The sequence below is a fragment of the Protofrankia sp. Cas8 genome, from assembly GCF_963555845.1.
In the GTDB taxonomy this organism is placed as follows: Bacteria; Actinomycetota; Actinomycetes; order Frankiales; family Frankiaceae; genus Protofrankia.
This window is the reverse complement of sequence record NZ_CAUVXI010000004.1, coordinates 47705-72612: the sequence shown is the minus strand read 5'-3', so window position 1 is coordinate 72612 and position 24908 is coordinate 47705. Positions and strand designations below refer to the sequence as shown.

Annotated in this window: 19 protein-coding genes; 16 read left to right on the top strand and 3 right to left on the bottom strand. The window is 69.9% G+C overall.

Translation table 11 applies throughout. The features are described from left to right. Positions 1 to 89: 89 nt before the first annotated feature. From U9977_RS01770 to U9977_RS01760, 3 genes are all read left to right on the top strand, one after another. The gene (locus U9977_RS01770; protein WP_322747369.1) at positions 90 to 2723 is read left to right on the top strand and encodes a carboxylate--amine ligase/circularly permuted type 2 ATP-grasp protein; all 2634 of its coding nucleotides are present in this window, start codon (positions 90 to 92) and stop codon (positions 2721 to 2723) included. Between the two features lie 106 nt (positions 2724 to 2829). Further along, positions 2830 to 4614: an N-acetylglutaminylglutamine amidotransferase gene (locus U9977_RS01765; RefSeq protein WP_322747368.1), complete on the top strand. Its 1785-nt coding sequence runs from the start codon at positions 2830 to 2832 to the stop codon at positions 4612 to 4614. Then, positions 4614 to 6929: a S9 family peptidase gene (locus tag U9977_RS01760; RefSeq protein WP_322747367.1), complete on the top strand. Its 2316-nt coding sequence runs from the start codon at positions 4614 to 4616 to the stop codon at positions 6927 to 6929. The genes U9977_RS01765 and U9977_RS01760 overlap by 1 nt, the downstream gene beginning before the upstream one ends. Here the strand turns inward: U9977_RS01760 and U9977_RS01755 are convergent. After that, positions 6869 to 7393 (bottom strand): VOC family protein, encoded by a 525-nt coding sequence (locus tag U9977_RS01755; protein ID WP_322747366.1) that lies wholly within the window; start codon positions 7391 to 7393, stop codon positions 6869 to 6871. The genes U9977_RS01760 and U9977_RS01755 overlap by 61 nt on opposite strands. A gap of 298 nt (positions 7394 to 7691) precedes the next feature. On the opposite strand from U9977_RS01755, the gene fdhD reads away from it, so the two are divergent. The 3 genes from fdhD (at position 7692) to U9977_RS01740 (ending at position 12310) form a co-directional block, all read left to right on the top strand. Continuing rightward, complete coding sequence (gene fdhD, locus U9977_RS01750) at positions 7692 to 8606, top strand: formate dehydrogenase accessory sulfurtransferase FdhD (RefSeq protein WP_322747365.1); 915 nt, start codon at positions 7692 to 7694, stop codon at positions 8604 to 8606. A 16-nt stretch (positions 8607 to 8622) separates the two neighbouring features. Next, the gene (locus U9977_RS01745; protein ID WP_322747364.1) at positions 8623 to 10983 is read left to right on the top strand and encodes an FdhF/YdeP family oxidoreductase; all 2361 of its coding nucleotides are present in this window, start codon (positions 8623 to 8625) and stop codon (positions 10981 to 10983) included. A gap of 73 nt (positions 10984 to 11056) precedes the next feature. Next, positions 11057 to 12310, top strand: a complete 1254-nt coding sequence (locus tag U9977_RS01740) for a glycosyltransferase (RefSeq protein ID WP_322747363.1) — start codon at positions 11057 to 11059, stop codon at positions 12308 to 12310. 10 nt (positions 12311 to 12320) lie between these two features. On the opposite strand, the gene U9977_RS01735 is transcribed toward U9977_RS01740, so the two are convergent. Together U9977_RS01735 and U9977_RS01730 are read right to left on the bottom strand one after the other, a co-directional pair. Next, positions 12321 to 12728, bottom strand: coding sequence for a HipA domain-containing protein (locus tag U9977_RS01735; protein WP_322747362.1), 408 nt, complete (start codon positions 12726 to 12728; stop codon positions 12321 to 12323). A 159-nt stretch (positions 12729 to 12887) separates the two neighbouring features. Continuing rightward, on the bottom strand, positions 12888 to 13154 hold the full coding sequence (locus U9977_RS01730) for a type II toxin-antitoxin system Y4mF family antitoxin (protein WP_322747361.1): 267 nt from the start codon (positions 13152 to 13154) through the stop codon (positions 12888 to 12890). Between the two features lie 235 nt (positions 13155 to 13389). Between U9977_RS01730 and priA the strand changes: the two genes are divergently transcribed. From priA to trpA, 10 genes are all read left to right on the top strand, one after another. Next, positions 13390 to 14124, top strand: coding sequence for a bifunctional 1-(5-phosphoribosyl)-5-((5-phosphoribosylamino)methylideneamino)imidazole-4-carboxamide isomerase/phosphoribosylanthranilate isomerase PriA (priA, locus tag U9977_RS01725; protein ID WP_322747360.1), 735 nt, complete (start codon positions 13390 to 13392; stop codon positions 14122 to 14124). 13 nt (positions 14125 to 14137) lie between these two features. Then, positions 14138 to 14902: an imidazole glycerol phosphate synthase subunit HisF gene (hisF, locus tag U9977_RS01720; protein ID WP_322747359.1), complete on the top strand. Its 765-nt coding sequence runs from the start codon at positions 14138 to 14140 to the stop codon at positions 14900 to 14902. Between the two features lie 304 nt (positions 14903 to 15206). Next, positions 15207 to 17096, top strand: coding sequence for an ABC transporter ATP-binding protein (locus U9977_RS01715; protein WP_322747358.1), 1890 nt, complete (start codon positions 15207 to 15209; stop codon positions 17094 to 17096). A gap of 59 nt (positions 17097 to 17155) precedes the next feature. Continuing rightward, complete coding sequence (locus tag U9977_RS01710) at positions 17156 to 19024, top strand: ABC transporter ATP-binding protein (RefSeq protein ID WP_416210443.1); 1869 nt, start codon at positions 17156 to 17158, stop codon at positions 19022 to 19024. A gap of 23 nt (positions 19025 to 19047) precedes the next feature. Continuing rightward, on the top strand, positions 19048 to 19458 hold the full coding sequence (gene hisI, locus U9977_RS01705; RefSeq protein ID WP_322747357.1) for a phosphoribosyl-AMP cyclohydrolase: 411 nt from the start codon (positions 19048 to 19050) through the stop codon (positions 19456 to 19458). After that, the gene (locus U9977_RS01700) at positions 19455 to 20963 is read left to right on the top strand and encodes an anthranilate synthase component I (protein WP_322747356.1); all 1509 of its coding nucleotides are present in this window, start codon (positions 19455 to 19457) and stop codon (positions 20961 to 20963) included. Before hisI ends, U9977_RS01700 begins: the two co-directional genes overlap by 4 nt. After that, positions 20960 to 21616: a Trp biosynthesis-associated membrane protein gene (locus U9977_RS01695; RefSeq protein ID WP_322747355.1), complete on the top strand. Its 657-nt coding sequence runs from the start codon at positions 20960 to 20962 to the stop codon at positions 21614 to 21616. Before U9977_RS01700 ends, U9977_RS01695 begins: the two co-directional genes overlap by 4 nt. A 298-nt stretch (positions 21617 to 21914) precedes the next feature. After that, positions 21915 to 22721, top strand: coding sequence for an indole-3-glycerol phosphate synthase TrpC (trpC, locus tag U9977_RS01690; RefSeq protein WP_322747354.1), 807 nt, complete (start codon positions 21915 to 21917; stop codon positions 22719 to 22721). A 43-nt stretch (positions 22722 to 22764) separates the two neighbouring features. Then, positions 22765 to 24012 carry a tryptophan synthase subunit beta gene (gene trpB / locus U9977_RS01685; RefSeq protein ID WP_322747353.1) on the top strand — a complete coding sequence of 416 codons (1248 nt, stop codon included), beginning with the start codon at positions 22765 to 22767 and terminating at the stop codon, positions 24010 to 24012. A 20-nt stretch (positions 24013 to 24032) separates the two neighbouring features. Then, positions 24033 to 24893, top strand: coding sequence for a tryptophan synthase subunit alpha (trpA, locus tag U9977_RS01680; RefSeq protein ID WP_322747352.1), 861 nt, complete (start codon positions 24033 to 24035; stop codon positions 24891 to 24893). Positions 24894 to 24908 lie beyond the last annotated feature (15 nt).

Sequence of the window (24908 nt, the reverse complement as noted above, 5' to 3'; positions counted from 1 at the left end):
TGAGAACACATCCGAAAGTCTGCCCGGTATCAACGATCGGACAGGGCGAGACGTGCTTCTGTAGCCGAATGGCCGTAGCGTCGTCATCCATGAGCGACGACCGAATCGCGACTGTCGGCGTCGAGGAGGAGTTTCACATCCTCGATCTCGCGTCCCGCCAACTCGTACCGCGGGCCGGCGCGATCCTTGACCGCCTTCCAGCCGACCGCTTCGCCGCAGAGCTGTTGAAGTCCGTGGTGGAAACCAACAGCCGTCCCTGTACCGATCTTCTCGACCTGCGTGCCGACCTGGTGGACCTGCGGCGTGAACTCGCGGCAGTCGCGCAACCGCTCGGGCTCGGTCCCGCGGCCGCGGGAACTGTTCCGCTGGTCGATCCGGACGTGCTGGGGATCAGCCGCGACCCGCGGTATGAACAGATGCTCGCCGAGTATCAGCTGCTGGCCCGGGAGCAGTTGATCTGCGGTGCCCAGGTGCACGTGGACGTCGCGGACCGCGACCTCGCGATGGCGGTGGTCGCGTGGGTCGCGCCGTGGCTGCCGATGTTGCTGGCGCTGTCGGCGAGTTCCCCCTACTGGAAGGGTGTGGACAGCGGCTACGAGAGCGTCCGGACCTTGGTCTGGCAACGGTGGCCGACCGCCGGCGTTGCCGGTTCGTTCAGCACCGCGGCCGAATACGATCAACTGGTCGCGGATCTGATCAAATCCGGGGTGATCAGCGATCCGGGCATGGTCTACTTCGACGTCCGTCCATCGGCGCACCTACCCACGGTCGAACTGCGCATCTGCGACGCATGTCCGGACGTCGACAACGTCATCCTCATCGCCGGCCTGTTCCGCGCGCTCGTCCGGCGGGCCACGCTCGCGATCGGGATCGGTGCGCCGGCACCGCCGCCACGGACCGAACTGCTGCGGGCGGCCACCTGGCGGGCGGCTCGCTCCGGGATCGAGGGCGACCTCGTCGATGTGGCCGGTGCGGGTCCGGTACCGGCGCACGACCTGCTGCGCCGACTGATGGACGAGGTCCGAGCCGAGCTGGAGCACGCTGGTGACTGGGAGTTGGTGACCGATCTCGCCCAGCAGGCGATCGGACGTGGCGGCGCCGCGGCCCGGCAGCGGCGGGCCTTCGCCCGGCGCGAGCGGTTGGCCGACGTCGCGGACCTCATCCTGGCCGAAACGCGTGACGCTCCGTTTGCCCCGCCGGCGTCGGCGTCGGCGTCTGGGTCTGGGTCTGGGTCTGGGTCGGTACCCGCGAGCACGCTCGCCGGTACGCCACGGTCCACCCCCGCGGGCGAGGCGAGCCTGCTTCACGGGTACCGCCCCGACGGCTTCGACGAGGTGGTCGACTCCGATGGCACGGTCCGTGCCCCGTACCGGACCGTGATGCGGACCCTGGACCGTCTCGGGCCGGCGGTGCTGACCGAACGCGCCGAGGCGCGAGGCGTCGAGCAGGTCCTGCGCGGGGTGGTGTTCCGGGTGACCGGCGAGGACGCTGCGCGGCCGTTTCCCTTCGATCTGGTGCCACGTATCGTCGAGGCCGCGGACTGGTCGCGGCTGCGGACGGGTCTGGCGCAGCGCGTCAGGGCACTCGAGGCCTTCCTGCACGACGCCTATGGCGAGCAGGCGGCCGTCGGCGACGGTGTGGTCCCGGCCTGGACGGTGCGTGACGCGCCCGGTATGCGGGCCGCCGGGTTCGCGGTGCCCGCGGATGCCGTGCGGGCCAGCGTCACCGGCATCGACCTGGTGCGCGACGCCGACGGGAACTGGTTCGTCCTTGAGGACAACCTGCGGGTTCCCTCCGGAGTCGCCTATGCCATCGAAGGGCGGCGGCTGACCTGCTCGGTGCTGCCCGATCTGGTCCCGCCCGGCGGGATCGCCGGGCTCGACGGTGTACCCGCGCTCCTGCACGAGGCCCTCGTCGCGGCCGCTCCCACCCGGGCGACGGGGGAGCCGACGATCGCGGTGCTCACCGACGGGTCGGACAACTCAGCCCACTTCGAGCACGCCCTGTTGGCAGAGGAGATGGGGGTGGCGCTCGTCGAACCGGGCGACCTCGTCGTCGAGGACGGCCCGGCAGGCAGCGTGGTCCACCGTCTCGACCGGGGTCGACCTCGGCGGGTCGACGTCCTGTACCGGCGTTTTGACGAGGACGAGCTGGCCACCGCCGTGGCCGCCGACGGCCTGCCGCTCGGGCCGGCCCTGATCAGAGCGGTTCAAGCGGGAACGCTCAGCCTGGCGAACGCGCCTGGTAACGGTGTCGCCGACGACAAGGTGCTCTACGCCTATGTACCACTTCTGATCAAGTACTACCTGGGCGAACAACCCGTACTCGACGATGTCATGACCTACGTCTGCGGCGATCCCGAGCAGTGCGCGTACGTGCTCGATCATCTGGACGAGTTGGTGATCAAACCGGCTGACGGGTACGGCGGGGACGGCGTACTGATCGGTCCGCGGGCGGACGCCGCTGAGCTCGCGACCGCCCGCCGACGCATCCTGGCTGAGCCGCGCCGCTGGATCGGCCAGGAGCTGGTGCGGCTGTCGACCCATCCAACCTGGCACGACGGTCGTTTCCAGCCGTGCTCGGTCGACCTGCGCGCCTTCGTCTACCTGGGCGCGGAGGCGGTGGTCATACCGGCGGCGCTGACCCGGGTCGCACCGGTCGGCAGCCTGATCGTCAACTCGTCCCGCGGCGGTGGTTCCAAGGACACCTGGCTACCGCGCTAGGGCCTTCCTGTTCGCAACGGTGGCGTCATCTGCTGGAAACGCCGGGCACAGATGGTGGTAGCCACGCCGTCGAGGAAGCCGATGAAGCGACCGACAGGGAGCGAACATGTGCGGTCTGAGCGGGGAGCTGCGGTTTGACGGCGCTGCGGCCGATGTGGACGCGGTGGTCAGGATGGCCGACCGGATGCGACCGCGCGGCCCGGACGGCAGCGGCGTGTGGGCGTCTGGACCGGTCGCGTTCGGTCACCGTCGCCTGAAGATCATCGATCTCTCGGAGCGCGGTGCGCAGCCGATGGTCGACAGCGAGCTCGGCCTCACGACGGTCTTCAACGGCTGCATCTACAACTACCGCGAACTGCGTGACGAGCTCATCACTGCGGGCTACCGTTTCTTCTCGGCATCGGACACTGAGGTGATCGGTAAGGCATACCATCGGTGGGGCAGCCGGTGTGTCGACCACTTCGCCGGGATGTTCGCCTTCGCCATCCATGAGCGTGACACCGGCCGCGTCATCCTCGGCCGTGACCGTCTGGGCATCAAGCCGCTGTACGTCACGGCGGACGCGACGCGCGTCCGTTTCGCCTCGACGTTGCCCGCGCTGCTCGCCGGCGGCGGGATAAGCGGCGACATCGATCGGGTTGCGCTGCACCACTATCTGTCATTCCATTCGGTCGTGCCGGCGCCGCGCACGATCCTCGCAGCCGTGCGCAAACTGCCGGCGGCCACGGTTCGGATCATCGAAGCGGACGGTTCGACCACCGACGAGCGCTACTGGCAGCCGGGTTTCGCCCGCGACCCGGCGTATGAGGGCTGGTCGGCGTCGGACTGGCGGGACGCGATCGGCGAACGGCTGCGCACCGCGGTGCGCCGGCGCATGGTCGCCGACGTCGGGGTCGGCGTGCTGCTGTCCGGGGGGCTTGACTCCAGCCTCATCGTGGCCCTGCTGGCCGAGGCCGGGCAGCACGACCTCGCGACCTTCAGCGTCGGCTTCGAGGCGGCCGGCGGCGAGTCCGGTGACGAGTTCGCGTACTCCGACGTCATCGCGAACCACTTCGGCACCGACCATCACCAGATTCGGGTCGCCGGTGATCGGCTGCTGCCCGCGATCGAGGCGACCGTCGAGGCGATGAGCGAGCCGATGGTCAGCCACGACTGCGTCGCCTTCCACCTGCTGTCGCAGGAGGTCGCCTGCCACCTGAAGGTCGTGCAGTCCGGGCAGGGCGCGGACGAGGTGTTCGCCGGCTACTCCTGGTATCCGCCACTGGCCCGGGTCGGACGCGATGAGGCGGTCGAGGACTACCTACGGGTGTTCGCGGACCGGTCGCACAGCGCGATCGAAGCCATGGTCGAGCCGGACTATCTCCTTGACACCGACGTCAGCGCGGCGTTCGTCGCCTCGCACTTCGCCGAGCCCGGTGCGTCCAGCGCGCTGGACGCGGCGCTGCGCATCGACTCCACGGTCATGCTGGTGGAAGATCCCGTCAAGCGGGTTGACAATATGACCATGGCTGCCGGTCTGGAGGCGCGCACCCCGTTCCTCGATCACGAGCTCGTCGAGCTCGCGGCGGCCTGTCCGCCCGAGCTGAAGCTCGCGTCGGGCGGCAAGGGAGTGCTCAAGGCCATCGGCCGCCCGATCATGCCGGCTGCGGTCATCGACCGGCCCAAGGGCTATTTCCCGGTCCCGGCGATCCGGCATCTGTCCGGCTCCTACCTGGACCGGGTGCGCGAGTCGCTCACCGATCCGGTCGCCAAGGCCCGCGGCCTGTTCCGAACCGAATGGGTCGAGGCGATGTTGGCCGCGCCGAACGACAACCGGACCACTCTCGGCGCGAACGCGTTGTGGCAGGCGGCTCTGCTGGAGATGTGGCTGGCGACCCAGGGGGTGGCATGATGCTTGAGCAGTTCCCGGCCGAGCCACGGCATGTCGGCATGGTCAGTCCTGGTCCTGGCCTTGGCCCTGGCCCCGGTGACCTGGTGGATGACTGGGTGGCGGCGGCGAGCTGTTCGTCCCCGAGTCTGGGACCGGCAGGCGCGATCGCCTATGTCAGTGACCGTGACGGCACCCCGCGGCTGTGGGTGCGTGACGCCACCGGCGCCGGGCGGGTCCTGGACACCGGAGCCGGTCAGGTCCGCTCGGTGGCCTGGTCACCTGATGGCGCGTGGATGGCATGCGTGGTGGCGCCCGGAGGCGGCGAGCACACCGAGGTTCGGGTCGTGCGCCCTGACGGCAGCGGCCTGCGGCGCCTCGCCGGCGGTTGGCATCCCGCCGCCAGCCTCCACTCGTCCACCGGCTCGGAGGCGGGCGCGGCGAGCGCCGCCGGGCTCGGCCGCTGGACCCCGGATGGTGGCGCGCTGGCGATCTGCGAGTCGGTCCGGTCAGGTTTGACCCACGCCCTGCTCGTCGACCCCGCAACCGGGCGGCGTGAGCACCTGGCGGTAGGCCAGGCGCTGGCCATCTGTGACATCGACGGCGACGCCGTGGCCGGGTACCGGCTGCTGCTGCGGGATGGTCCGCGGGGGGCCCGTCGGCTCATCCTCGTCGACTGCGGCACCGGACGCGTCCAACCGCTGCTTGCGGGAGTCGGCATGGTCGGGCTCGGCCGCTTCGGCCCGTCGGGCGCGGCCGCGGCCGGGACGATCCTTTACCTGCTCTCGGACGCCGGCCGGGAGCGTGCCGCGCTGGTCGCGGTTACCCTGGGAGAGGACGGGAGACTGCTGGCCACAGAGGTGGTGGCAGCCCGCGATGACGCCGACCTGGAACGGTTCGCACTGCTTCCAGCCGGCATTCCGGGGGGGCTTGCGGGCCTCAGGCCGGCTGGTGTCGCGCCCGGCATCGGCGGGGGAGCGCCCGCCGCGGTGCTGGCGTGGAACGTGGACGGGCGGACGGTTCTCGACCTGGTCGACCTCGGTTCGGGCGACCGACTGGAGCTCCCACCGCTGCCGCGCGACGTCGCGGGCAGCCTGCTCGTCCGCGATGGTGGCCGCGGGCTGCTCCTGGCCCTGGTCGGCTCGACCGTCCCAGGTGAGCTGTGGACCTATGACTTCGTGTCGCCCGACGTCGTGTCGCCCGACTTCGTGTCACCCTCGCCCGGTTATCGGTGCCTGGTCTCCGACGCACCGACAGCGTTCCCGGCACCGGCGCTCGCTTCCGTCGCAGATCTGGACCTGACCGCGGACCTCGACGGCAAGCCGGGGACGGACGGCAAGCTGGGCAGTGGGGCGGGCACCGAGGCGTTGCCGCGCGTTCCTCCCCGCCCACGGATCCGGCTGGTCCGTCCGGTGCTGCACCGGCTGCGCGCACATGACGGGCTGATGCTCTCCGGTTGGCTGTACCGGCCGCCCGGAGAGCCCGGCCCGTGCCCGACCCTGCTGTTCTTCCACGGTGGGCCCGAAGCACAGGAACGTCCCACTTTCGCACCGCTGTTCCAGGCTCTGGTCACCCGCGGTATCGCCGTGTTCGCCCCGAACGTGCGAGGTTCGGCGGGCTACGGTCGGTCGTTCGCGGGCGCCGACGACCACGCCCGCCGTTTCGACGGGATCGCCGACGTCGCCTCGTGCGTGCGGTATCTGGTTGACGCGGGTCTTGCCGACGGGGGGCGGGTCGGCGTCGCCGGGCGCTCCTACGGGGGTTACCTGACCCTCGCTGCGCTGGTCACCTACCCCGAGCTGTTCAGCGTGGGGGTCGACATCTGCGGGATGGTGGACTTCGCCACGTTCTTCTCCCACACCGAACCGTGGATCGCCGGTCCCGCGGTGACCAAGTACGGCGACCCCGTGCGCGACGCCGCCCTGTTGCGGGACCTCTCGCCGCTGCACCGGATGGATCGCCTGGCCGCGCCTCTGCTGGTCGTCCACGGTGGAAACGACACCAACGTCCCGGTGTTCGAGGCCGAGCAGACCGTCGCCGCGGCGACGGCGCGGGGAGTCGACTGCCGGTACCTGCTCTTCGAGGGTGAGGGCCACGAAATCATGAACCTTGCCAACCGCACGGTGTTCATCCGGGAGACCGTCGAATGGGTGAGCGGCCACTTGCTGGCATCCGCTCCGGCGCAGTCACGGGCTGACGGGTCGTCGGTTCCCCGACAGCTGCATGCCTCGTCGGCATCCGGCCCGCAGCTGTCGGACCCGCAGCTGTCGGACCGGGGTCAGACAGTGACCCCGATGGGGATGGAGACACCCAGGCCGCCGCGGGTGTCCGCACCGTAGCGCGCCTTCTCCTTGGCGATGTCAAGCGGCCGGATGCTGGTTTTGGCCGCGAGCGCGGCGTCGTCGAGCAGGTGCGCGGGGATCAGCCAGACGACCTCGAACTCCAGACCGTCTGGGTCGTGTGCGTACAGGCTCTTGGTCGTGCCGTGGTCGGACGCGCCGACCAGCGCCCCGGCCTCGGTGAGCCGGCGCGCGGTCGTCTCAAGCTCGGTGAGGGTGCCGACTTCCCACGCGATGTGGTACATGCCGACGGTCGAACGCCCCGCCTGTGAGGCGCCGGCGGCTGCGCCGATCTGGAACATGCCGATGTCGTGGTCGTTGGTGGAGTCCGGCGCGCGCAGGAACGCGGCCTGGCCCGGTACCGACACCACGGTCTGGAAGTCGAGGATGTCGGTGTAGAAGGCGGCCGTGCGTGCGACGTCGCGTACATAGAGGACGACGTGGTTGAGGCGGTGGATGCCCATGACTTCTCCCTGCGGCCTTCGGTGCCGGCCACGTGGCGCCGGCTCGGTTCTGTTGAGCCTTCAACTATCTTCACGGTACCTCGAGTCGAAGGTGGCGATCCGGGTCGTGCGGTGTCCGAACCTTCGTGGTCGGAGGAGTAGGTAGAGAAGGCTGCTATCACGACGAAAATCGCCTACCGGGTTCGACCGCCACCCGATGACGGTAGGTGGAAACGGTCGCTATCACGACGGAAGCTACCTACCGTCACCATGTGGCGGTCACTGGAAAACGCCGCGGGGGTAGGGCAGTGTGGGCGGGGTGGGACGGGTGACAGCACGCCGACGGGTTCTGCGGATTTCCGTCGACGGCGAGCGCGCGGTGCGGCCCGACTGCCTGGCTGGTGAGGAACCGCTGGAGCTGCGGGTCGGCGGTAAGGCGCTGACCGTGACCATGCGTACGCCCGGGCATGATATCGATCTTGTTCTGGGTTTCCTGGTCGGCGAGGGGATCATCGGCAGCGGGTCGGACGTCACGGCTATTCGTTACTGCGCCAGTGCCGCCAGTGCCGCCGGCGTCGTCGGCGTCGTCGGCAGCGCTGCCGACCGTCAGGACCAGGATGTCCAGACCTACAACGAAGTCCAGACCTACAACGTTGTCGACATCACCCTCGCCCCGAGCGTTCCCAGGCCGGATGTCAGCATCGAGCGCGCCTTCTACACCAGCAGTTCCTGCGGACTGTGCGGGAAGACCAGCATCGACGGGGTCCGGCTGCGCAGCCGGTACGAGGTGGACGCCGACCCGCTGGTGCTGCGCCCGGATGTGGTGCTCGCGCTTCCCGACCGGCTTCGCCTGGCGCAGAAGGTCTTTGCCACCACCGGTGGCTTGCACGCCGCCGCGATCGCGGACGCCGACGGGAACCTGCTGGTGGTCCGGGAGGACGTCGGCCGCCACAACGCGGTCGACAAGGTCGTCGGCTGGGCGGCGCGTGAAGGGCAGCTGCCCTTGCGCGAACGGTTCCTGGTGGTCAGCGGCCGCGCGTCGTTCGAGCTGACCCAGAAGGCGCTGTTGGCCGGGATTCCCGCGCTGGTCGCGGTGTCCGCGCCGTCATCGCTCGCGGCGGACCTGGCCCAGGAGGCCGGGATGACGCTGGTCGGGTTCGTCCGCGGCGGCTCGATGAACGTCTACACCGGTGCGCACCGCATTGCCGACGCACTGGTGAACAGCGGTTCATGATGAGAGGATTCCAACGATGCCACGTCATGCTCCACGGGAGGACAGCGGCGAGCGCGGGATCAGGGTCGGTTCCCCCGCATCGTCCGCGGCCGGTATTCCCGGTGTGCTGCACGCGATGGCGCATGTCCGTGACCAGCTGGGTGTCCGCCGCGGAGTCCGCTCGCTGCTCGCGCTGAACCAGGTCGACGGTTTCGACTGTCCCGGGTGTGCCTGGCCCGAAGGCGACCCGGCCGAGCGCAGAAGGGCCGAGTTCTGCGAGAACGGCGCCAAGGCCGTCGCCGAGGAGGCGACCCTTCGTCGGATCACCCCCGCGTTCTTCGCCGAGTATCCCATTGGTGAACTTGCCGCCCGCAGCGGTTACTGGCTGGGTCAGCAGGGCCGCCTCACCGAGCCGATGTACAAGGCGGCCGGGGCGGAGCACTACGTCCCGGTGGGTTGGGATGATGCGTTCGCGATTGTCGCCGAGGAACTGCAGGCGCTCGACAGCCCGGACGAGGCGGCCTTCTACACGTCCGGGCGGGCCAGCAATGAGGCAGCCTTCGTCTATCAGTTGTTCGTGCGGGCCTTCGGCACGAACAACCTGCCGGACTGCTCGAACATGTGCCACGAGTCGTCCGGGTCCGCGCTGACCGAAACGATCGGCGTGGGCAAGGGCAGCGTAAGTCTCGACGATCTCGCCAAAGCTGACCTGATCTTCATTGTGGGGCAGAATCCGGGCACGAACCATCCGCGGATGCTCACCGCGCTGGAGGCGGCCAAGCGCGCGGGAACGAGCATCATCGCGATCAACCCGCTGCCCGAGGCGGGTCTGCTGCGGTTCCGTAACCCGCAGCATCCCAGTGGCGTCATCGGGTCTGGCACGGTGCTGGCCGACCAGTTCCTGAAGATCCGCCTCGGCGGTGACCTGGCCCTGTTCCAGGCGATCAACGCACGCCTGCTGGCCGCCGAGGACGCGCGGCCGGGGCAGGTACTCGACCGGGCGTTCATCGACACCCATACCGACGGCTTCGCCGAGCTGGTCGCGCAGCTGCGGACGCTGTCCGCCGATGATGTTCGGGCCGCCACGGGCCTGGCCGACACGGAGATCGACCAGGTCGTGCAGCGGGTGCTGGCCGCACAACGGATCATCGTCTGTTGGGCGATGGGGCTCACCCAGCACCGTGACTCGGTGCCCACGATCCGAGAGGTCGTCAACTTCCTGCTGCTGCGCGGCAACATCGGTCGTCCCGGTGCCGGGGTATGTCCGGTGCGCGGGCACAGCAACGTCCAGGGCGACCGGACCATGGGCATCTGGGAGAAGCCGCCGGCGCTCTTTCTCGACCGGCTGGCGGCCGAGTTCGGTTTCGATCCGCCGCGCGAACACGGGCTCGACGTGGTCGACACGGTGCGGGCGATGCGCGACGGCAGGGTGAAGGTGTTCACCGCACTCGGCGGGAACTTCGTCGCGGCCACCCCTGATTCCGAGGTCACCGAGGCCGCGATCCGGCGGCTGCGACTGAGCGTCCAGGTGTCGACCAAACTGAACCGATCGCATACCGTCACCGGCCGGCGGGCGTTGATCCTGCCCACGCTCGGCCGTACCGAGATCGACGTGCAGGCCGGCGGGCCGCAGTTCGTCACGGTCGAGGACTCGATGAGCGCGGTGCACGCCTCCCGAGGGAATCTCGCGCCCGCCTCGGTCGCGCTGCGTTCGGAGGTGGCGATCGTCTGCGGATTGGCCCGGGCGACGCTGGGCGACCGTGTCGCCGTCGACTGGGAGGGGCTCACCGCCGACTACGGTCGCGTCCGCGGACATATCGGCCGGGTCGTCCCCGGCTGTGAGGAATTCGAGGTGAAGGTCGCGCGGCCCGGTGGGTTCGTCCTCGCGCACCCGCCGCGGGACTCCCGCACCTTCCCGACCGAGACCGGGCGGGCCCGGCTCACCGTCAACACCCTGGACGTGCTGCGGGTTCCACCCGGGCATCTGCTGTTGCAGACGGTCCGTTCGCACGACCAGTTCAACACCACGATCTACGGGCTGGACGACCGTTACCGCGGCGTCCGTCAGGGCCGCCGGGTCGTGTTCGTCAACCCCGACGATCTCGCCGCCCTGACCATCGCCGACGGCGATCAGGTCGATCTGGTCAGCGTGTGGGGGGACGGCGTCCTCCGGCGCGCGGCGGACTTTCGGGTGGTGGCGTATCCGACCGCGGCCGGCTGTGCCGCCGCCTATTTCCCGGAGACCAACGTCCTTGTGCCGCTGGACAGTACCGCGGCGGTCAGTAATACTCCTACGTCCAAGTCGATCGTAATCCGTCTGGAACCAGTCGTAGCCGCCCGGCGGGGACGATTCTCAAATCTGTTACATCAGGTGGAAATTTCTGATTCATCCGGGTGAACGGAAGGCTGTTGTTGTCTCAGTCCGGCGCTGCTGACAGTTGGAGCCGGCGCGATCTGCGAGGCTGACGGACGTGATAACACTGGCGGCTTGTGCGTTTTGTTCCCTGTTGGTGTGGTTGGTGCTACTGGGCGGCCACGGAATGTTCTGGTGCACCGACACCCGGCTTGATCCCGATGATGCCTTGGCGCGGGGCGGAGCCGAGCCGCCCGGCGGCTGGCCCGCGGTCACCGTGATCGTCCCCGCTCGGGACGAGGCTGAGATGTTGCCGCACAGTCTGCCGTCGCTGCTCGGCCAGCATTACCCCGGTTCGCTGCGGGTCGTGCTGGTCGACGACGCCAGCGACGACGGAACCGGTGACGTTGCCCGTGCGCTGGGCCGGCATCCCGATGCACAGGTGCCGTTGACGGTCATCACCAGCCAGCCACGGCCGGCCGGCTGGGTCGGCAAGGTGTGGGCGCTGGAACAGGGCATGCGCACCGTGCCACCGGATGTGGACTGGCTGCTGTTCACCGACGCTGACATCGCTCACGGCCCGGATTCGGTCACCCGGCTGGTGAGCCACGCAACCAGCCGCGGTCTCGACCTCACGTCGCTGATGGCCGTGCTACGCACTCAGAACCGCTGGGAGAGGATCATCATCCCGGCCTTCGTCTACTTCTTCGCCCAGCTCTATCCGTTCCGCCGGGCCAACCGGCCCGACGCGAGGACGTCGGCCGCGGCCGGGGGCTGTGTACTCCTGCGCCGGGCCGCGCTGGAACGTGCCGGGGGGCTGGCCGCCATCTCCGGCGCGGTCATCGACGACTGTTCCCTGGCCAGCGCGGTCAAGCGGACCGGTGGCCGGACCTGGTTGGGCCTCGCCGACCGCGGGCCGCACGGCGTGCGCAGCGTCCGGCCCTACCCGCAGCTGGCAGACCTGTGGAAGATGGTCGCCCGCAGCGCGTACACCCAGCTCCGGCATTCCCCGGCGCTGCTCGCCGGCACCGTTGTCGGACTGATCTTCGCTTACCTCATCCCGCCGCTCGCCGCGGTGGCCGGCCTGGCGGGTCTCGCCGCCGGTGCCGGTGGCGGCGCCGCGGCCGTTGCCGCTGCGGCCGGGATCAGCGCCTGGGTGGTGATGACCATCACCTACCTCCCGATGGTCCGTTACTACCGCCAGCCGCTGCCCGTCGTCCTGACGCTCCCCGCGGTGGCGGTCCTCTACGTGCTCATGACACTGGACTCGGCGCGGGCACACCGCCGTGGCCACGGCGCCGCGTGGAAGGGGCGCGCCTACTCGGCGTCGGACTCCGGGGGTGTCAACTCCGGCGGTGTCGCCGGAACGTGAAAGTCCCGGACTATCGTTGCAAACTCGCCCGCCGGTAGGCGACGGTACGTCGCAGCTTTCGGAGTAGCATGAGGTCGAAGGGCAGTTCCACCAGGCCGGGTAGCCACAGATCGGCGCGGGCGGACAGGTCTGCCAGGAGTTTGCGGGATGCGCGGGCGGGGACGCCAACCTTCTCGCCGAGAGCGATGAAGTCCGATCCACAGATGTCGGCGTCCCGGCGGCCCGCTATCGGCAGCGCCATGGTGCTGTCACCGTACAGGTACGAGCTCGGCAGATCGTACGCGGGGGAGGCCTGCCATTCCCCGGTTACCCCGCGCAGGACAGAGAAATTCTTGGCATGGGCATCGCCGTTGCCGGTCAGAAAGGCGAAAACGAGCTGAGTCAGGGCGGGTTCAAACGGTCGTGGCGACGGGCTCACCCTGACCGCTGGCCCATTCGGTCGTGTAGCCGAACCTGACCCCATGATCTGTGCGAATCAGGTGTCCGGCGAGCCGGTCGGACTTGTACACATCGGCCCGGTCGATGCCGGTGAGATCGGTTGATGCGTCGAGTTGTCTCGATTCCGCTCTCGGCGTTCTCATGGCTGTGGCCGGTCGGGCGCCGTGGCCTTGGTGAGCAATGGCAGGTCCGATGACACGCCGATATTCCCATGGCCACGAGCGACCTCGAGCGTGAGCCCCAGGACGTCGAGAACATCGAGCAGCTTATCGAGCCGTATCGTGATTTTTCCCGCTTCCACAGAGTGAACGAACCGCTCAGAACAGTCAGCGAGGTCCGCGACCTCCTCCTGTCGTAGACCGAGATCGACTCGTCGGCGCCGCACGGCGTCTGCAAGGCGAGTCACGCGATCTGCACGATCGTGCATCTTCGGGTCTGCCTTCCTGTCGTCACCGTGGCGTTTGCCGGTTCGCTGCATGATCGTGCAGCAGGGTGTCGGTATCCACGAGGCGAAGGTGGTTGGACAACGATCGGCCGCACGATCGTGCTGGTCAAGAAAATAGTCAATCGTGTGAACCTCCGCTGGGTTGGACGTGAGCGGCCGGGGTGCGGCTGGTGGGCCACCCCGTAGGGTGTGCCATGTGACGCTGATCCTCCTGCCCGCCGTGGATGTCGCAGACGGCCGGGCCGTCCGGCTGGTCCGAGGCGAAGCCGGTTCCGAGACGTCCTACGGCGACCCGCGCGAGGCGGCCCTTGCCTGGCAGCGCGACGGCGCCGAGTGGATCCACCTTGTCGACCTTGATGCGGCGTTCGGCCGTGGCTCGAACCGTGGGCTGATCGCCGAGGTGGTCCGGTCGGTCGACGTGGCGGTGGAGCTCTCCGGCGGTATCCGCGACGACGATTCGTTGGACGCGGCACTGGCGACCGGCGCGGCCCGGGTCAACATCGGCACGGCCGCGTTGGAGAACCCCGACTGGGTGCGTTCCGCGATCGGCCGGGTCGCCGACAAGATTGCCGTCGGTCTCGACGTCCGCGGCACGATCCTGTCCGCCCGTGGGTGGACCCGTGACGGTGGCGAACTGTTCGACGTCCTGGCCCGCCTGGATGCCGACGGCTGCGCCCGGTACGTGGTGACCGATGTTCATCGTGACGGCACCCTCACCGGACCCAACCTGGACCTGCTGGCCGCCGTCACCGCGGCGACGTCACGGCCCGTGATCGCCAGTGGCGGGGTGTCGTCCCTGGCCGACCTGGCCGCGATCGCGGGTGTGGCGGGCGTCGAGGGCGCCATCGTCGGCAAGGCCCTCTACGCCGGGGCGTTCACCCTGCCCGAGGCGTTGGCGGTCGCGGCGGGCCGGCCCGCGCCCATCCGATGAGCGGGTCCATCCGATGACCGTCGCGGTCCGGGTGATCCCCTGCCTGGATGTCGACGCGGGCCGGGTCGTCAAGGGTGTGAACTTCACCGACCTGCGGGACGCCGGCGACCCGGTGGAGATGGCGAAGCTGTACGACGCCGAGGGCGCCGACGAGCTGACCTTCCTCGACATCACCGCGTCCAGCGGGAACCGGGAGACCACCTACGACGTGGTCCGGCGCACCGCCGAGCAGGTGTTCATCCCCCTGACCGTCGGAGGCGGGATACGGACACCCGACGACGTCGACCGGCTTCTGCGGGCGGGAGCGGACAAGGTCGGTGTCAACACCGCCGCGGTCGCCCACCCCGAGCTGATCCGCGAGTGCGCGCTGCGGTTCGGCAGCCAGTGCATCGTGCTGTCGGTGGATGCCCGACGCGGCCACGAACCGGGCGGCCCGCGGTTCGAGGTGACGACCCACGGCGGGCGTCACGGTACCGGCATCGACGCGGTTGCCTGGGCGGCACGGGCGGTGGAGCTCGGTGCCGGGGAGATCCTGCTCAACTCGATGGACGCGGACGGGACACGGGACGGCTACGACCTGGAGATGATCGGGGCCGTCCGCGCGGTTGTGGACGTGCCCGTGATCGCCAGTGGCGGGGCCGGGTCGCTCGCCCACTTCCCCCCGGCTGTTGCCGCGGGTGCGGACGCGGTGCTTGCCGCGAGCGTCTTCCACTTCGGTCACCTGCGCATCGGTCACGTCAAGGACGCGTTGCGGGCCGCCGCCCTACCTGTTCGCTGAGCGCGCGTCAGCTGTTGGATGTCCATTGGATATCTAGACGGCCAAAGGGCGTGCGACGATCGTCAGATCGCGCGCCCGGAGGCCGAGGTCCTGGGAGCGCTGACGGCCAAAGGGCGTGCGACGATCGTCAGATCGCGCGCCCGGAGGCATCGCCCCCGGTCTCGTGATCATGCAGTGGCGCGTCCCGGGACGTCCGATAGGAGTCGGATTCTGGCCACACCCGTTGCGGCGGGCTGTATTTTCGGTTCGAATCCGTTTGGGCGGTGCCGATGTCGGCGGCGTGGTGAGCGACGAGAGGAGAACCATGCCCGATGACCCGGCGGGATCGACGGAGTCGGTTTCCGCAGGTTCACCCGATGTTATCCGAAGAGGTCTGGCCATCATCGGGATGGGCATCCGCGAGGAACCCCGGTCGTTCGCCGTGGCAGTTGCCGGCAGTTCGCTGTTCGGCCTCATGACCGTGGCGAGCTCGGTCGTGCTCGGCGAGGTCACGGACAAGGTCCTGCTGCCCTCCTTTGACACCGGGCGGGTGGCGGTGGGCAGCCTCACGCTGGCAGCGACGCTGCTGGTCGCCGTCGGCGTTGCCAGGGCGGTGGGGATGTTCGTGCGCCGGCTCGGCGGTGGGGTGATGACGTTCCGGCTACAGGCACTCTACCGTCGCCGGGTGACGCGGCAGTATCTGCTCCTGCCGCTGTCGTGGCACCAGCGCCACTCGACCGGCCTGCTGCTGTCCAATGCCAATGCGGACGTGGAGGCGACGTGGGCGCCGATCCTCCCGCTGCCGTTCGCGGCGGGCGTGCTTGTCATGATCGTCGTGGCCCTGGTGGTGCTGATCGCGACCGATCCGCTGCTGGCTGCCGTCGGATGCGTCATCTTCCCCTTCTTCGGCGTCGTCAACGTCATCTACGGGCAGAAGGTCTCGCCGCTGCTGTCGCGCGCCCAGCAACTGCGGGCGGAGGTGAGCGGGGTGGCGCACGAGTCGTTCGACGGCGCCCTGGTGATCAAGACGATGGGGCGGGAACGTGACGAGACCACCCGGTTCGCACGCAAGGCAGACGAACTGAAGGAAGCAATGATCAGCGCCGGCCGGGTGCGCGGCATGTTCGATCCGGTGATGGACGCGTTACCGAACATCGGCGTTCTCGCGGTCCTGCTGGTCGGCACGGCCAGGATCTCGGCGGGCGCACTCGATGTCGGAGATCTGATTCGCGTCGCCTACCTGTTCACGCTCCTGGCCTTCCCGCTGCGGGCGATCGGCTGGGTGTTCGGCGAACTGCCCCGGTCGGTTGTCGGCTACGGCCGGGTGCGCGCGGTCCTGCGCGCCCGCGGTGAGCAGCGCTTCGGATCGCAGACACTGCGCGCTCAGGGCCCGGCGAGGCTGACTGTGGACGCCGTCACCTATACCTACCCGCGACCGGTGGATGGGGAGGGGCCGGCGGCCCACGCCCTTGACGGGGTGAGCTTCGATGTTGCGCCCGGCCGGGTGGTGGCGCTCGCCGGGCGGACCGGGTCGGGAAAGTCGACCCTGGCCGGGTTGCTGGTCAGGCTGTACGACCCTGACGTCGGGGCGGTCCGGATCGACGGTGTCGATCTTTCTGAGCTCGCCGACGGTGAGATCAGCTCGGCCGCGTCCCTGGTGTCCCAGCAGGCGTTCCTGTTCGACGACACGGTTCGCGGCAACGTCGCGCTCGGCTTGGCCGTGGACGATGCGGCGCTGTGGGAGGCGCTCGCGCGCGCGCAGGCGGACCGCTTCGTCGCGGCACTGCCCGCCGGTCTCGACACGCAGGTCGGCGAACGCGGAACCACGCTGTCCGGCGGGCAGCGCCAACGGATCGCCCTGGCCCGGGCGCTGGTCCGCCAGCCGCGCCTGCTCGTTCTCGACGACGCGACATCCGGCGTCGATCCGCGGATCGAGGCGGCCATCCTGGCTGGTCTGCGGGAGCGGGCGGGCGCGTCCACGGTGGTTGTCGTCGCACACCGGCGGGCAACGATCGAGCTGGCAGACGAGGTCGTGTACCTGGATCGGGGACGGGTGGCCGGGCGAGGCAGCCACGATGAACTCATGGCCACCTCGCCCGGGTACGCGGCGTTGTTGACCGCATACCACCCGGTGAGCGGCGGCGCGAACCCCGTCGGGGATGTCATCGGGGCTGTCGTCGACGGTGTCGTCGAGGACGCCGGAGTGGCGCGGTGAGCGTTACCGTGCCGGCCCCTCGCCAGGAGGACCCGGCTCCGGTGCTGGATGGCCCGAGGCTGGATGGCCCGGTGCTGGTGGGCGGTGCCGACGGCGGTGCCGACGGCGGTGCCGACGGCGGTGGCCCCGACGGCGGTGCTCAGGTCCGCTCCGGGGAGTCGCTGGGGGTGACCCTCGGCAAGATCCGCCGCCTTGTACCGGAACTCACCGCCGGCCTGCCGGTGACCCTCGTCCTTGCGGTCATCGCCACCGTGGGACGGGTGGTGGTCCCGATCGCGGTCCAGCAGACCATCGACCACGGCCTGCTTCACGGGACACCCAACCTGTCGGTGGTCCGTTGGGCGGCGGGCGGCGCGACGGTGGCGATCGGGGTGACGGCCTTTGCGGCGTACCTGATGAGCGTGCGGCTCTACCGGACGTCGGAGTCTGCGCTGGCGACGCTGCGGATACGCGCGTTCGGGCACATCCACGATCTGTCCGCACTGACCCAGTCGGAGCAGCGGCGGGGGGCGCTCACCTCACGGGTTACCAGCGACGTCGACCAGATGTCGCAGTTCCTGCAGTTCGGCGGAATGATCCTGCTGCTGTCCTCCGGGCAGATGTTGATCGCGACCGTCCTCATGGCGGTCTACTCCTGGCCGCTGACCATCGTTGTCTACATCTGCTTCGTGCCGATGGCCCTTGTCATCAAGCGGTTCCAGTCGGTTCTCGCGCAGCGGTATCTGGCCGTTCGGGAACGGGTCGCGCAGATGCTGGGCGCGATCTCGGAGTCCGTGGTCGGCGCGGCGGTGGTGCGCGCCTACGGTGCTCAGGCGCGCACGGCGACGCGGGTCGACACCTCCGTGGACCACTACCGGTCGGCGCAGACCGCCGCGCAGCGGATGGTCGCCACGGTCTTCTCGGCGGGCGAGCTGGTGGCGGCCTGCGCGACCTGCGCCGTGGTGGTCGGCGGGGTGTTGCTCGGGGTGGACGGTGATCTCAGCGCCGGCCGGTTGGTGGCATTCCTGTTCCTGGTCACACTGTTCGTGGTGCCACTGCAGACCCTGACCGAGGTGCTGAACGAGGGAGCGAACGCCCTCGCCGGTATGCGTCGTGTGCTCGACGTTCTGGGCACGCCGCAGGACGTGCGTGACCCGGGCCCCGACGGCGGACTGGATCTTCCGCCAGGCCCGCTCGGAGTGCGTTTCGACGGTGTCGGGTTCGCCTATCCGGGGGGACCGCTCGTCCTGGCGGCCGTCGACCTGGACATCGCGCCCCGGACGAGGGTCGCCGTGGTCGGCGAGACCGGATCGGGCAAGACCACCCTGGCCAAGCTGCTGACCCGGCTGATGGATCCGACCGTCGGTCAGGTGCTGCTCGGCGGCGTGCCCGTGGAGCAGGTGCGGTTCGCGTCGTTGCGCAGGCGGGTCGTGATGGTCCCCCAGGACGGCTTCCTGTTCGATCTGACCATCGCGGACAACGTCCGTTACGGGCGTCCGGAGGCCTCCGACGCCGATGTCATGGCCGCGTTCACCTCGCTGGGGCTGGCGGACTGGGTTGCGGGGCTGGCGGACGGTGTGCACACCCGGGTCGGCGAGCGCGGGAGCTCGCTGTCCGCGGGAGAACGTCAACTGGTCGCCGTCGCCCGCGCCCACGTCGCCGCACCGGACCTCCTCGTCCTTGACGAGGCGACATCGTCGGTCGACCCGGCGACAGAGGTGCGGCTCGCCCGCGCGTTGGTCGCGCTGACCCGGGGGCGGACATCGGTCACGATCGCCCACCGACTGTCCACGGCGGAGACTGCGGATCTGGTGGTGGTCGTCGACGCCGGCCGAATCGTCGCGCAGGGGACCCACGCCGAACTCGTCGGTGTCCCCGGCGTGTATCGGCGCTTGCACGCCTCGTGGACGGCGGGCGTGGCCCATGACCTCGACGGGGACCTCACCTGACCGGCGCACGGCACAATGGGCTCGTGCCCGCCTCCGCGTCCCGTCTGGACCCCGCCATCGCCGGTCTGCTCAAGCGTGACCCGGCCGGTCTCTTCCCTGCGGTCGCGCAGCAGTACGACACCGGCGAGGTACTGATGGTCGGCTGGATGGACGACGAGGCCCTGCACCGCACGCTCACCACCGGGCGTGCCACGTACTGGAGTCGGAGCCGCCGGGAGTACTGGGTCAAGGGGGACACCAGCGGCCACCGCCAGCTGGTTCGGTCGGTCTCCCTCGACTGCGACGGGGACACCGTGCTGGTCCAGGTGGACCAGCACGGTCCGGCCTGCCACACCGGGCGCCGAACCTGCTTCGACAACCGCAGCCTGCCGGCCGCTGCCACCCAACCTGCCATGCAACCTGCCACGGAACCTGTGAGGGGAGCCGAGTCGTGACGACAGGCGAGGTCAGCCCGGGCCGGGCCGACTTCCACGCGCTCGCAGCCGAGTACCCGGTGGTCGCGGTGACACGCCGCCTGCTCGCCGATGGTGAGACCCCGGTCGGGGTCTACCGCAAACTCGCCGGGGGGCCGGGAACGTTCCTGCTGGAGTCCGCCGAGCACGGCGGGGTGTGGTCGCGGTATTCGTTCATCGGTGTCCGGGCCGCGGCGACCCTCACCGAACGAGACGGATCGGCCGTCTGGACCGACGGCCAGCCGCCGCCGGGTGTTCCCACCGATGGGGACCCGCTCGACGTCCTTCGCGCGGTGCAGGTGGCGTTGCGCACTCCGAAGCTGCCGGATGCGCCACCGCTCACCGGCGGGCTGGTCGGTTACCTGTCCTACGACATCGTCCGGCGGGTCGAACGGCTCCCGTCCCGTTGCGTGGACGACCTGGGCATGCCCGAGCTGCGCATGATACTGACCGCCGACCTCGCGGTACTCGATCACAGCGACGGTTCCTGCCTGCTGATCGCAAACGTGTTCACCGGCGGCGACGGCGACCCGGACGCAGCCTACGACGACGCCGTGCATCGCCTCGAGGCGATGACCGCCGATCTCGGCAAGTGGAGCGAGCCGACGGTCGCGACCACCACGGCGCCCGCCGATCTCTCGCTCGCAGGCTTTGCCTCGCGTACCGCTCCGGAACGTTTCGAGGCTGCCGTCGAAGCCGCCATCGAGGAGATCCGGGCCGGCGAGTGCTTCCAGATCGTGGTCTCCCAGCGCTTCGAGCGCCCGACCGCGGCTGCGCCCCTCGACATCTACCGGGTCCTGAGGGCCTCGAACCCCAGTCCCTACATGTACCTGCTCCGTTTTGATGATCATGATGTCGTCGGATCGTCGCCGGAGGCGCACGTGAAGGTGACGGGCCGGCACGCGTTGCTGCATCCGATCGCCGGCAGCCGTCCCCGTGGCGCCACACCCGAACAGGACGCCGAGCTCGCCGCGCAGCTGCTGGCCGATCCCAAGGAGCGGGCCGAGCACGTGATGCTCGTCGACCTGGTGCGCAACGACCTGGGACGGGTCTGTACGCCGGGCTCGGTACGGGTGGTCGAGTTCGCCGCGGTCGAGCGGTTCTCGCAGATCATGCACATCGTCTCCACCGTGATCGGTGAGGTCGCGCAGGACCGGTCGGCTGTTGACGTGCTCACGGCGACGTTCCCCGCGGGCACCCTCACCGGTGCGCCCAAGGTGCGTGCGATGGAGATCATCGATGAGCTTGAGCCAACCCGCCGGGGCCTGTACGGAGGCGTGGTCGGTTATCTGGACTTCGGCGGCGATCTGGACACCGCGATCGCCATCCGGACCGCTGTCCTGCGGGACGGGCGGGCCTACGTACAGGCCGGCGCGGGCATCGTCGCCGATTCCGTGCCCGTGACCGAGAACAACGAAAGTCGCACCAAGGCGGCGGCGGTGCTGCGGGCAATCGAGATCGCCGAGTCGCTGCGCCTCCCGACATGACCGATCAGCAGGAGGCCGTCGCCACGGCCACGGCCACGGACGGGGGTACGGCCACGGACGGGGGTACGGGTACCGGCCGCCGTGGACGCGGGGAGATGGCTGCGGCGGTGCTCTGCTGCCTGCTGGGCGCCGCGCTCGTCCTGTTCACCGTCAGCGCGACCTGGGTGAATCTGCGTGTCGCGGACGGGGCCGTGGCCGGGGAACCGGTCACCGCCGCGCCGCTTGCGGTGCGGCTGTCCGGTTCGGATCTTGCCCCGGCTGTGGCCGGGCTGGGTCTGGTCGGGCTGGCCGGGGTTGTCGCGATCGCCGCCACGAGGCGACGGGGGCGGGCACTGGTCGGTCTGCCGGTTCTGCTGGCCGGGGTCGTGGTCGCCGTCGTCGCGGGCCGGATCGCCGCCGACCCGCTGCCGGCTGTGCGCGTCGCCTCGCAGGTGCGCCAGATCGCCCCGAGCCTCACCGCTGATCTGCGCGACCTTCGGAGTACGGCCGCGCCGTGGCTTGCCACCGGCGGAGGAGTACTGCTGGCGTTCGGCGGCGCCCTGGTGGCATTGCGGGGGCACACGTGGTCGGCGCTGTCCCCCCGCTATCAGACGGCGGCCGCCCGACCGGTCGACGCCTGGGAGGCCATCGACCGGGGCGACGACCCGACGTGACCGGCGGCTGTTCGTCGGCGGACCGGCCCGGCGCGGCCCAGTTGGTCTGCCGCACCCTCGGCAGTAATCGGCAGCGTAGGACAACGACAGGACAATCACGATACGTGCACATGCAGCGGGCATGCCCGACGCGGGAGGGCTTTCCAGCTGGCCCAAGTCGGTGCGTTTCCGGCTTCTGTCAACCGACGGGCAATCGCCGAGGGTGGCGGTCGGCCGTCGTCGACGGGGGTCTGATGCCGCTGGCCGATGCCTGGCCTAACATCGGCGCCATGGCTGCGACAGCCCTGGGTACCGGCCGATGAGCGTCCTTGACGACATCCTGGCCGGGGTACGGGCGGATCTTGCAGAACGCGAGGCTGTGGTCTCCCTGGCGACGCTCAAACGGCGGGTGGAGCGTGTCCCGGATCCCAGGGACGCGCTCGCTGTGCTGCGCACCCGGGCCGTTTCGGTGATCGCCGAGGTCAAGCGTCGCTCACCGTCAAAGGGCGATCTTGCCGCGATTGCGGATCCGGCGGCGCTGGCGGCGCAGTTCGAGGCTGCGGGCGCGGCGGCGGTGAGCGTCCTGACCGAGCGGCACCGGTTCGGTGGGTCGCTCGCAGACCTGGACGCCGTGCGGGTGGCGGTGGACGTGCCCGTGTTGCGCAAGGACTTCATCGTTTCGCCGTACCAGGTCTTCGAGGCTCGGGCACACGGCGCCGACATCGTTCTGCTGATCGTGGCGGCGCTCGATCAGCCGCGCCTGGTCGGGCTGCTCGATCGGGTCGAGTCACTCGGCATGACCGCCCTGGTTGAGGTGCACGACTGCGACGAGGTCGTGCGCGCGGTCGATGCGGGCGCGCGTCTGATCGGCGTCAACGCACGCAGCCTGCGGACGCTCGACGTCGATCGCGACACCTTCTCCCGGCTGGCGCCGCTGTTGCCACCGGGGGTCATCAAGGTCGCCGAATCGGGTGTGCGCGGCCCGCACGACCTGCTCGCCTACGCGGCGGCGGGAGCGGACGCGGTCCTCGTGGGGGAGGCTGCGGTGACGGGGAGTGATCCTCGTCAGGCGGTCGCGGATCTGGTCACCGCGGGTGCCCACCCGGCGACCCGGGTGGGGCGCTGACCGAAAGAGGCGGCTGACCGATGCTGACCGATACAGTCAGACGATGACCACCCCCGGAACCGTCGGGTTCGCTCCTGAGGGTGTCGTCCCGGGCGGCCCTGTGCCTGACAACGCCGGTCACTTCGGCCGTTTCGGCGGTCGCTTCGTGCCGGAGGCGTTGTTCGCCGCTCTGGACGAACTGACGGCGGCCTACGCAGCCGCCCGCGCCGATCCGGCGTTCACCGCGGAACTGGACCGGCTGCTCGCGACATATGCCGGCCGGCCCACCCCCCTCACCGACGCGACCCGCCTGGCTGAGTACGTCGGCGGTGCCCGCATCCTGCTCAAGCGTGAGGATCTGGCGCACACCGGCTCGCACAAGATCAACAATGTGCTCGGCCAGTGCCTGCTCGCCCGTCGGATGGGCAAGAGCCGGGTGATCGCCGAAACCGGTGCCGGCCAGCACGGCGTCGCCACGGCCACCGCCTGTGCGCTGCTGGACCTGGACTGCGTGGTCTACATGGGCGAGCAGGACACCCGCCGTCAGGCGCTTAACGTCGCGCGGATGCGGCTGCTGGGCGCCGAGGTCGTCGCGGTCGCCTCGGGCAGCCAGACCCTCAAGGACGCCATCAACGAGGCCATGCGGGACTGGGTGGCCTCGGTGGACACGACGCACTACTGCATCGGTTCGGTCATGGGGCCGCATCCGTTCCCGATGTTGGTGCGTGACTTCCAGCGGGTCATCGGTGTGGAGGCCCGCGGCCAGGTCCTCGACGGCATCGGGCGGCTGCCCGATGCCGTGGTGGCCTGCGTCGGTGGCGGCTCCAACGCGATGGGCATATTCCACCCGTTCATCGCCGACCCGTCCGTTGCGCTGGTCGGTGTCGAGGCCGGCGGGGACGGGGTGGCGACCGGACGGCACGCGGCCGCGATCGCGGGCGGGGCACCCGGCGTTCTGCACGGGATGCGGACCTACCTCCTCCAGGATGCCGACGGGCAGACCCAGGTGTCGCACTCGATCTCGGCCGGGCTCGACTATCCGGGCATCGGTCCCGAACACGCCTGGCTGCACGAGACCGGCCGGGCGACCTACCGGGTGGTTGACGACCATGACGCCATGGACGCGCTGGCGACGGTCGCGCGGCTGGAGGGCATCCTGGTCGCGATCGAGAGTGCGCACGCGTTTGCCGGCGCGTTCGCCCTCGCCCGCGAGCTGGGTCCCGACGCGGTCGTGTTGGTGAACTGCTCCGGTCGGGGCGACAAGGATGTCGACACGGCGGCTCGGTGGTTCGACCTTCTCGATCATTCATGAGCTGACGGAACGGACGCGCTGTGCAGAGTCTGTCAGGTGAGCGGAGCCGTCTCGGCGGTGAGCGGAGCCGGTTGAGTGACACGTTCGCGACGGCACGCGGGGCGGGGCGAGCAGCCCTGGTCGGCTACCTGCCGGCGGGTTTCCCCTCGGTCGCCGGTGGTGTCAGCGCCATGCGGGCCATGGTCGAGGCGGGGGTGGACATCGTCGAGGTCGGCCTGCCCTACTCCGACCCGACCATGGACGGTCCGGTGATCCAGGCCGCGGCCGATGCCGCGCTGAGCCGTGGTGTCACGACACGGGAGGTCCTGGCGACCGTGGAGGCGGTGGCCGCCGCCGGTGCCCCCGTCCTGGTCATGAGCTACTGGAACCCGGTCGAGCGGTACGGAGTCACCGCGTTCGCCCGGGATCTCGCGGCTGCCGGCGGGGCTGGGACGATCACCCCGGACCTTCCCCCCGAGGAGGCCGAACCGTGGCTGGCCGCTGCCGCGGCGGTCGGCCTCGACCCGGTGTTCCTGGTCGCCCCGAGCTCCTCCGATGCGCGCATCGCGCGGATCGCCCAGGTCAGCCGGGGCTTCATCTACGCTGCCTCGCTCATGGGGGTGACCGGCGCCCGGTCGGTGGTGGGTGCGCAGGCGGCCGGGCTGGTGAGCCGGGTTCGAGCCGTCAGCGACACTGCGGTCTGTGTGGGTGTGGGCGTGAGCACGCCCACCCAGGCGGCGGAGGTCGCCGGCTTCGCCGACGGGGTGATCGTGGGTTCGGCCCTGGTGAAGGTGTTGGTGGACGCCGACCGTGCGGGCGATGATCCCGATACCGCCGCGGCGGCGGTGGGACGGCTCGCGGCAGCTCTGGCCACCGGTGTCGGCCGGGATGCGGCCGGGTAGCCGCCCTACCGGGGT

What these genes read in the sequence shown, in the direction of transcription:
- U9977_RS01765 (WP_322747368.1), top strand. Translation starts at nt 2,830, where the DNA reads ATGTGCGGTCTGAGCGGGGAGCTGCGGTTTGACGGCGCTGCGGCCGAT.
- U9977_RS01715 (WP_322747358.1), top strand. Translation starts at nt 15,207, where the DNA reads ATGCCCGATGACCCGGCGGGATCGACGGAGTCGGTTTCCGCAGGTTCA.
- U9977_RS01770 (WP_322747369.1), top strand. Translation starts at nt 90, where the DNA reads ATGAGCGACGACCGAATCGCGACTGTCGGCGTCGAGGAGGAGTTTCAC.
- U9977_RS01755 (WP_322747366.1), bottom strand. Translation starts at nt 7,393, where the DNA reads ATGGGCATCCACCGCCTCAACCACGTCGTCCTCTATGTACGCGACGTC.
- hisF (WP_322747359.1), top strand. Translation starts at nt 14,138, where the DNA reads ATGACCGTCGCGGTCCGGGTGATCCCCTGCCTGGATGTCGACGCGGGC.
- trpB (WP_322747353.1), top strand. Translation starts at nt 22,765, where the DNA reads ATGACCACCCCCGGAACCGTCGGGTTCGCTCCTGAGGGTGTCGTCCCG.
- trpC (WP_322747354.1), top strand. Translation starts at nt 21,915, where the DNA reads ATGAGCGTCCTTGACGACATCCTGGCCGGGGTACGGGCGGATCTTGCA.
- U9977_RS01695 (WP_322747355.1), top strand. Translation starts at nt 20,960, where the DNA reads ATGACCGATCAGCAGGAGGCCGTCGCCACGGCCACGGCCACGGACGGG.
- U9977_RS01760 (WP_322747367.1), top strand. Translation starts at nt 4,614, where the DNA reads ATGCTTGAGCAGTTCCCGGCCGAGCCACGGCATGTCGGCATGGTCAGT.
- U9977_RS01745 (WP_322747364.1), top strand. Translation starts at nt 8,623, where the DNA reads ATGCCACGTCATGCTCCACGGGAGGACAGCGGCGAGCGCGGGATCAGG.